This is a genomic window from Pseudomonas sp. 39004, assembly GCF_028682155.1.
Classification (GTDB): domain Bacteria; phylum Pseudomonadota; class Gammaproteobacteria; order Pseudomonadales; family Pseudomonadaceae; genus Aquipseudomonas; species Aquipseudomonas capeferrum.
On record NZ_JANIAG010000218.1, the window covers coordinates 1 to 7,692 of the forward strand.

Sequence of the window (7,692 nt, forward strand, 5' to 3'; positions counted from 1 at the left end):
AGGCCGACCCAGGCAACCAACCGGCTCAACCGAAAGGAGACTCAATGCCCGCCCACATCGAAGACTACGCCTTGCTCGGCAATTGCCGCAGCGCCGCCCTGGTCAGCCGCGATGGCTCCATTGACTGGCTGTGCCTGCCCCGCTTCGACGCCCCCGCCGTGTTTGCGGCCCTGCTGGGCAATGAAGAAAATGGCCGCTGGCGCCTGGCCCCTTGCGACCCGGTCGAGCACACCAGCCGGCAATACCTGGAGGACACCCTGGTGCTTGAAACCACCTGGGTCACCGCCTCTGGCCGGGCGCGCGTGCTCGACCTGATGCCGCTGGGCGAGGTCAACTCGGTCGTGCGCATCGTCGAAGGCCTGGCCGGCGAAACCAGCTTCGAGATGGACCTGGTGCTGCGTTTCGACTACGGGCGCAGCGTGCCTTGGGTAGAGAAGCTCGACCCCCTGACCCTCAGCGCAGTAGCCGGCCCTGACCGCCTGATCCTGTGCAGCACGGTCCCCTCGCACGCACGTGACCACCACACCGTCGCACGCTTTCGCGTCGGTGCCGGCCAACGACAGGTGTTCAGCATGCGCCACCAACCCTCGCACCTGCCTGTGCAGCCCGATTGCGATGTCGAGGCGGCGCTGGCGCAAACCATCAACCAATGGCAGGCCTTTGCCGCCCGCTGCCCGGAGGTCGGTCCCTACACCGCCCTGGTGCGGCGCTCGCTGCTCACGCTTAAGGCCATGACCTACGCGCCCACCGGCGGCATCGTCGCCGCTGTCACCACTTCGCTGCCCGAGCGCATAGGTGGCGAACGCAACTGGGACTACCGCTTCTGCTGGCTGCGCGACGCCACCATGACCCTGCTGGCGTTCATGAACCTGGGCTACTTCGACGAAGCCCAGGCCTGGCGCGAATGGCTGTTGCGTTCGGTGGCCGGCAACCCCGAACAGATGCAGATCATGTACGGCCTGGCCGGCGAGCGTGACCTGCAGGAGTACACCCTGCCATGGTTGGCCGGTTACGAGCACTCGCAGCCGGTGCGGGTGGGCAACGCGGCGGCCGGGCAGATGCAATTGGATATCTACGGCGAGCTGGCCGATGCCATGACCCAGGCGATCAAAGGCGGTTTGCCTCGGCACCCACGCAGCGCCGCGATTGCCCGCTTGATCCTGCCGTACGTGGAGCGCATCTGGCGAGACCCGGACGAAGGTATCTGGGAAGTTCGCGGTGGCAGGCAGCATTTCGTGCATTCCAAGGTCATGGCCTGGGTGGCGTTCGACCGCGCGGCGGGGTTGGCCGAAACCACCGAAGAGGATCGCGAGCGCGGGCGGCATTACCGCCAGGTGGCAGACGAGATTCGCCGTGAGGTGTGCGAGCGCGGGCTGGACCCGAGCGGGGCGTTTTTTGTCCAAGCCTACGGCGCCAACGAAATGGACGCCAGCCTGTTGCAGATCGCATTGACCGGCTTTCTGCCGGCGGAAGACCCACGGTTTTTGCGCACGCTGGCAGAAATCGAAAAGCGGCTGCTGAAAAATGGCCTGTTGTCGCGCTATGACACCGACAGCTGCAGCGACGGCCTGACACCCGGGGAGGGTACGTTCCTGGTGTGTTCATTCTGGCTGGCCGATGTCTATGTGCTGTTAGGCCGGCAAGCCCAGGCACAGGCCCTGTACGAACGCTTGAGCGGCCTTTGCAACGACCTGGGGTTGCTGGCGGAGCAGTACGACCCGGCAGGCAAGCGAATGCTGGGCAATTTCCCCCAGGCGTTCAGCCATATCGGCATCATCAACACGGCGCTGAACCTGCACCGCGCGCAGTGCCCGGTGCGCGATCGGGCGCGTTGTGGTTAGGTCTGCGTGTGTGCACTGACTCAAGTAGACTGGGCCATTACCCATTGGCAAGGAGCACGCATGAGCGTTCGTGGCCACGATCGACAGATCGACAACATCGAATTCAATGTCAGCGATATCGCACGGAGCAAGGCCTTTTACGGCAGCGTCTTCGGCTGGCGCTTCACCGATTACGGCCCTGCCTACACCGAATTCAGCGATGGTCGGCTGACGGGTGGCTTTACTACAGGCGAGCCGGTACGCCCGGGTGGCCCGCTGGTCATCCTGTACGCCGACGATCTCGACGCCACGCAGCAGCGGGTCGAGGCCGCCGGTGCGCAGATCAGCCGTGCCACGTTTTCGTTCCCCGGCGGGCGACGGTTCCACTTCGTCGATCCGGACGGCTATGAACTGGCGGTGTGGACGGCCCAAGCTTGATGGCCAACCACAAGATCGAGATCCGCCGGCGTAACATCGAGAAGATTCTCCAGGCTGCAGAAAAGGTGTTCGCCGAGAAAGGCTATGGCGCCACCTCGATGGGCGATATCGCCGAGCAGGCCGAGTTGCCGCGCTCCAACCTTCATTACTACTTCAGCACCAAGGACGACCTGTTCCGCGCCGTGCTGCAGGACCTGCTGGATGTGTGGAAGCAGGATGCGCTGTGTTTCGAGAACTTCGATGACCCACGTGTGGTGCTCACCAGCTACATCCGCGCCAAGATGGGCCATTCGCGTTCACGCTCGCTGGGCTCGAAAATCTGGGCTGAAGAAATGCTGCACGGCGCGCCCGTGCTGGGCGTGAGCCTGGACGAAAGCCTGGTGCCCTGGGCGAAGCTGAAGGAGACCAAGATTCGCCGGTGGGTGGAAGACGGGCGCATCCTGCCGGTGGAGCCGTCTGCGCTGTTGTACATGATCTGGGCATCGACCCAGCATTATGCGGACTTTGGCTATCAGGTGGCGTTGCTCAATGGCGGCGAGCCCTTGTCGGACATGGCATTCGAAAACGCGGTGCAGACGGTGACCAGTGTCATCCTGCGTGGCATTGGTTTGGAACCTTGATATGACTTTGAGTGAACGGGCTGTACGCAGCATCCACGATGTACATGATCTGATCCATACAGTATTCACCCGGCCTGCTGCGCAGACCGAGGCGCTTCGCAGCGAGTTGATGGCGGTGTTTGCCGACAACTTCAGTATGGTCACCACGGCGGGCGCGATCGTTGATCGGCAGCAGGTGGGGCAGTTGTTCGAGCGGGGGGCCGGGGCTCGGCCAGGGCTGGAAATCGAGGTCAGTGACGTGCAGGTAGTGTGGCAGGCGGGGGCGAGTGTGGCGGTGCGCTACAAGGAGACCCACCGGTTGCAGGGGCAGGAGACTGCGCGGTATTCATTGGCGATTGTGGCCTGTGACGAGCAGCGGGTGGTGTGGGTGTACCTGCATGAGACAGCGGTGGCTTGACCAGAGATGGGGCCGCTTCACAGCCTTTCGCGGGGCAAGCCCGCTCCCACAGGATTTCTGCCTGCCTGAAAAAGCACACAACGCCTGTGGGAGCTTCAGCCTCAGCTCGCCTCGCGATAGGGGTTACGCGGATCCTGCGTCCAGTTCAGGTAGGGCTTGCCGGTATCCTGCGCCACCATGTCGATGCAGTTTTCCACCGGGCAGGTGATCTGGCACAGGTTGCAGCCCACGCATTCCTCCTCGATCACGCTGTAGAGGTGGGTACCATCAGCCTTGGCCGTGCTGGCAATGGCCTGGTGCGACGTATCTTCGCAGGCGATGTGGCAGCGCCCGCAACCGATGCAGGCGTCCTGGTCGATGTGTGCCACTGACTTGTAGTTGATGTCCAGGTACTTCCAGTCGGTGGTATGCCCCACGGCCTGGCCTCTGAACGCCTCCAGGTTGCGGTGCCCATGCTGGTCCATCCAGCGGGCCAGGCCATCTTTCATGTCTTCGACGATACGGAACCCATGCAGCATCGCGGCCGTGCACACCTGCACGGCGCCGCTGCCCAGGGCGATGAACTCGGCAGCGTCACGCCAGTTGCCGATACCGCCGATGCCGCAAATCGGCAAGCCACGTGTCTCGGGGTCGCGGGCGATCTCCGCGACCATGTTCAGGGCAATCGGCTTGACCGCCGAACCGCAGTAACCGCCATGGGTGCTCTGGTCGCCGACGATGGGGTGGGCCACCATGCGGTCCAGGTCGACGCTGGTGATCGAGTTGATGGTGTTGATCAACGACACCGCATCCGCCCCGCCGCGGTGCGCGGCGCGGGCCGACTGGCGAATGTCGGTGATGTTTGGCGTGAGCTTGACGATCACCGGCAGGGCGCAATAAGTCTTGCACCAGCGGGTGACCATCTCCACATACTCCGGCACCTGGCCGACCGCCGCGCCCATGCCACGTTCAGGCATGCCGTGGGGGCAGCCGAAGTTCAGTTCGATGCCATCGGCGCCCGTGGCCTCCACCAGGGGCAGGATGAACTTCCACGATTGTTCCTCGCACGGCACCATCAGCGACACGATCAACGCGCGGTCGGGCCAGTCCTTCTTCACCTGGGTGATCTCACGCAGGTTGATCTCCAGCGAGCGGTCGGTGATCAGCTCGATGTTGTTGATACCCTGCACCTGGCGGTTGGCGCCGTAGTGCGCCGAGTAGCGCGACGACACGTTTACCGCCGCCGGGTCCTCGCCCAGGGTCTTCCAGACCACGCCGCCCCAGCCGGCCTCGAAGGCGCGGACCACGTTGTAGGCTTTGTCGGTGGGTGGCGCCGAGGCCAGCCAGAAAGGGTTGGGCGCCTTGATACCGGCGAATTCGATAGACAAGTCGGCCATTTACGCAGCCTCCATATTGAGCATGAGTTGGGCATGGATGGCTTCAGCGGCCAGCTTGCCGTGTTGCACGGCCTGGACGGTGAGGTCCTGGCCCAGGGCGGTGCAGTCGCCGCCCGCGTAGACACCCGCAAGGCTGGTGCACATATGCGCATCGACACGGATGCGTTCACCGTCGCGGGCCAGTTGCGCGGCCACGGGGTCGATGAGGCTGGCGTCGTCGAAGCGCTGGCCGATGGCCTTGAAGATCGCATCGGCGGCCAGCTCGAAGGTTTCGCCGGTGTCACGCAGGCGCCCATCCGCCAGTGCCGTGCGGGCGAAGCGCATGCCGCGCACCTTGCCGGCGTCATCCAGCAACACGGCATCGGGGCGCGCCCAGGTGTGCAGGCGCACCTGGTTGGCTTTGGCGATGTCCTGCTCGTGGTCGGTGGCGCCCATGTCGGCGTGGCCGCGGCGGTACACCAGGTTGACGTCACGGGCGCCCAGGCGGCTCATCTGCACGGCCATGTCGATGGCGGTGTTACCGGCGCCGATCACCAGGCAGCGGTCGGCCAGCGGCAGTTGGCTCAGGTCGTCGGCCTGGCGCAGTTCGCGGATGTACGCGGTGGCGGCAAGCACGCCGGGCGCCTCTTCATCGGCCAGGCCGAGCTGACGCACCGCATTCAGGCCAAGGCCCAGGAATACTGCATCGTACTGATCGCGCAGCTCGCCCAGGCTGAGGTTGCTACCCAGGCGTTGACCGTGGCGGATTTCGATGCCGCCGATACCCAGCAGGAATTCCACCTCGTGCTGGGCGTAGTCGTCCACCAGCTTGTAGCGGGCGATGCCGTACTCGTTGAGGCCACCGGCCTTGTCGCAGGCTTCGAAGACCACTACGTCGTGCCCATGCATGGCCAGGCGGTGCGCGCAGGACAACCCGGCCGGGCCTGCGCCGACCACGGCGATGCGCTTGCCGGTGGCCGGCGAGCGGGTGAAGGGGTGCTCGGTGAAGTGGGCGTTGTCCACGGCATAGCGCTGCAGTTGGCCGATCAGCACCGGTGCGCATTCCTGGGCGTTGTTGCGCACGCAGGCTTGCTGGCAGAGGATTTCGGTCGGGCACACACGGGCACAGCTGCCGCCGAGGATATTCGCCGACAGAATGCGTTCGGCGGCGCCTTGCAGGTTCTCGTCACTGATGCGGTGGATGAACGAGGGGATGTCGATTTCGCTTGGGCAGGCATTGACGCAGGGGGCGTCGTAGCAATACAGGCAGCGGGCGCTTTCCACGGCGGCCTGGCGGGCGGTGAGGGGCGGGGCGAGGTCGCCGAAGCGCTCGGCCAACTGGTCGGCGCCGGCCCGGGGGCGCGGCAAGTGGTTCAGGGCATCGATCACGGTTGTAGCCTCTCTTTTCTTTTTTGGATGTGGCAGTCAACGGCAATACGGCGCCGCCCAGCCTCTTCGGGGCCGGTACGGCAGTGCGGGTGCTGTGGGTAAGGCTCAGCGCTGGACGGGTGTCGGGCGCTGCTGCTCGGCGCGTCGGCCCAACACCTCGTACACCGAGGGGTAGGCCGGGCGCTCCACGTAACGGCCGGCGCCAGGTTCGGCGCGCAGGTCGCCATCGGCCCAGAGCACGCGGCCCTGGCTGATGGTGTGGCTGGGGATGCCGCGCACGGTGCGGCCTTCGAAAATGTTGAAGTCCACGCGCTGGTGGTGGGTCTGCGCCGAGATCATTCGCGTGCCCTCTGGGTCCCACAGCACCAGGTCGGCATCGGCACCGACGCGGATGGCGCCCTTGCGCGGGAACAGGTTGAAGATCTTCGCGGTGTTGGTGGAAGTCAGTGCGACGAACTCCTGCATCGACAGGCGCCCGCTGTTGACCCCGGCATCCCACAGCACGGCCATGCGGTCTTCAATACCGGCGGTGCCATTGGGGATGCGGCTGAAGTCGTCGCGGCCCATGGCCTTCTGCTCGGCGCAGAAGCAGCAGTGGTCGGTGGCGGTTGTGTGCAGGTTGCCCGATTGCAGGCCGCGCCACAGGGCTTCCTGATGTTCCCGTGGGCGGAAGGGCGGGCTCATCACGTAGCCGGCGGCAGTGGCCCAATCCGGGCTGCGGTAGACGCTGTCATCGAGCAACAGGTGGCCGGGCAGTACTTCACCGTACACCGGCTGGCCTTTGGCCCGGGCATAGGTGATCTCGTCCAGCGCTTCGCGGCTTGAGATGTGCACCACATACAGCGGCGTACCGATGGTTTCGGCAATGCGGATGGCGCGACTGGCGGCTTCGCCTTCGACCTGCGAAGGGCGCGACAGGGGGTGTGCCTCGGGGCCCGTCATGCCCTGGGCCAGCAGTTTTTTCTGCAGGTGGTAGACCAGTTCGCCGTTCTCGGCATGCACGGTGGGCACCGCGCCCAGTTGCAGGCAGCGTTCGAAGCTGGCCACCAGCGTGTCGTCGGCGGCCATGATGGCGTTCTTGTAGGCCATGAAGTGCTTGAAGCTGTTCACCCCGTGCTTGGCCACCAGCTCGCCCATTTCTTCGGCGACCTGCTCGCTCCACCAGGTGATGGCGACGTGGAAGCCGTAGTCGCAGGCGCTCTTCTGTGCCCAGCCACGCCAGGTGTGGAAGGCCTCCAGCAACGACTGCTGCGGGTTGGGGATGACGAAGTCGATGATCGAGGTGGTACCGCCGGCCAGGCCTGCAGCAGTGCCGCTGAAGAAGTCCTCGCTGGCCACGGTGCCCATGAAGGGCAGTTGCATATGGGTGTGCGGGTCGATGCCGCCGGGCATCAGGTACTGGCCAGTGCCGTCGAGGATTTCGCAGTCGGTGGGGGGTTCGAGGTTTTCGCCAATGGCGCGGATCACACCCTCGACACACAAAACATCGGCGGGGTAACGCTCTTCGTGGGTTATCACGGTGGCACCACGGATCAACAGGGACATGCCGTCTTCCTCGCAGGCTGACCGGTCTGGGCCGGTTCTTGAATTGTTATCGGCCAGTGGCTGAAGGGTAACTTGCAATCCTGTCAGACCTGACAAGAATGAAATTTAGATGGTGATTTGGGATTGTT

Annotated in this window: 7 protein-coding genes; 4 read left to right on the forward strand and 3 right to left on the reverse strand. The window is 64.6% G+C overall.

All coding sequences use genetic code 11. From position 1 onward, the window contains the following. Positions 1-44 precede the first annotated feature (44 nt). Genes NP534_RS24245 through NP534_RS24260 form a run of 4 tightly spaced genes read left to right on the forward strand, consistent with a single transcriptional unit; the run spans position 45 to position 3,275 of the window. Positions 45-1,841 carry a glycoside hydrolase family 15 protein gene (locus NP534_RS24245; RefSeq protein WP_047581816.1) on the forward strand — a complete coding sequence of 599 codons (1,797 nt, stop codon included), beginning with the start codon at positions 45-47 and terminating at the stop codon, positions 1,839-1,841. A gap of 60 nt (positions 1,842-1,901) precedes the next feature. Beyond that, positions 1,902-2,258, forward strand: a complete 357-nt coding sequence (locus NP534_RS24250; RefSeq protein WP_047581818.1) for a VOC family protein — start codon at positions 1,902-1,904, stop codon at positions 2,256-2,258. Then, positions 2,258-2,878: a TetR/AcrR family transcriptional regulator gene (locus NP534_RS24255; RefSeq protein ID WP_033696704.1), complete on the forward strand. Its 621-nt coding sequence runs from the start codon at positions 2,258-2,260 to the stop codon at positions 2,876-2,878. The genes NP534_RS24250 and NP534_RS24255 overlap by 1 nt, the downstream gene beginning before the upstream one ends. A gap of 1 nt (position 2,879) precedes the next feature. Then, complete coding sequence (locus NP534_RS24260; protein ID WP_274100391.1) at positions 2,880-3,275, forward strand: DUF4440 domain-containing protein; 396 nt, start codon at positions 2,880-2,882, stop codon at positions 3,273-3,275. 101 nt (positions 3,276-3,376) lie between these two features. Here NP534_RS24260 and preA read toward each other — a convergent pair whose 3' ends face one another. The 3 genes from preA to hydA all read right to left on the reverse strand — a co-directional run bounded on the left by preA (position 3,377) and on the right by hydA (position 7,564). Beyond that, on the reverse strand, positions 3,377-4,651 hold the full coding sequence (gene preA / locus NP534_RS24265) for an NAD-dependent dihydropyrimidine dehydrogenase subunit PreA (protein ID WP_274100392.1): 1,275 nt from the start codon (positions 4,649-4,651) through the stop codon (positions 3,377-3,379). After that, positions 4,652-6,019, reverse strand: coding sequence for an NAD(P)-dependent oxidoreductase (locus tag NP534_RS24270; protein WP_274100393.1), 1,368 nt, complete (start codon positions 6,017-6,019; stop codon positions 4,652-4,654). 105 nt (positions 6,020-6,124) lie between these two features. After that, positions 6,125-7,564 carry a dihydropyrimidinase gene (hydA, locus tag NP534_RS24275; RefSeq protein ID WP_274100394.1) on the reverse strand — a complete coding sequence of 480 codons (1,440 nt, stop codon included), beginning with the start codon at positions 7,562-7,564 and terminating at the stop codon, positions 6,125-6,127. Between the last annotated feature and the right edge of the window lie 128 nt (positions 7,565-7,692).